Annotated in this window: 1 protein-coding gene; it reads right to left on the minus strand. The window is 71.4% G+C overall.

Going from position 1 to position 657, the window contains the following annotated elements; genetic code table 11:
- The coding region (locus tag ACW5DW_RS17110; protein ID WP_457020505.1) for a YadA family autotransporter adhesin at positions 1-643 on the minus strand (643 nt) is incomplete at its 3' end.
- Positions 644-657 lie beyond the last annotated feature (14 nt).

The following is a 657-nucleotide window of genomic DNA, read 5'->3' on the forward strand; positions in this document are numbered from 1 at the left end:
CGAGCAGCACTTCGCCCGTGTCCGGATCCTCGTAGTACAGGCTGCCGCCCACTGCGGTCGCGCTGTCGGCCGTCGCGGTGGCGTTGAAGCCCGAAGCGGTCGAGTACTGGCCGTCGGCATATGCGCCGCTGCCGTAGGCCGACGCGCCCTGGCCGTAGGCATTGGCCGCTTCGCCCGACGCGGTCGCATACGCACCTTCGGCGTACGCGCCGACATCGTCGCTCGGGTCGTCGTCGTTGCCGGTGGCCTGGAAGTAGCGGTTGCTGGCCGTGGCACCTTCCAGCTGCTCCAGGTTCACCGCGTCGGTGCCCTCGGTGCCCGCTGCGACGTTGGTGACCTGGCGCTCTGCGCCCGCGGCACCGACCGACACGCTGTTGTCCCGATCGGCTTCCGAACCCATGCCCAGCGCCACGCTGTTGTCTGCGGTGGCCAGGCTGCCTGCGCCCAGCGCGGTGCTGTCCTCACCTGCCGCCGTGGCGAAGTTGCCCAGCGCCGTGGCGTTGGTACCCGTCGCCCACGCGCCCGCACCCACTGCCGTCGAGTAGTCACCCGAGGCTTCGGTCGGGAACAATCCGAGGAACGAGCTGCCGCCCACCGCCACGCTCTCCGCGCCCGTGGCCATCGCCGCCTGGCCCAGGGCCACGCTGTCATCGCCCG

This window comes from Luteimonas sp. A482 (genome assembly GCF_054072655.1).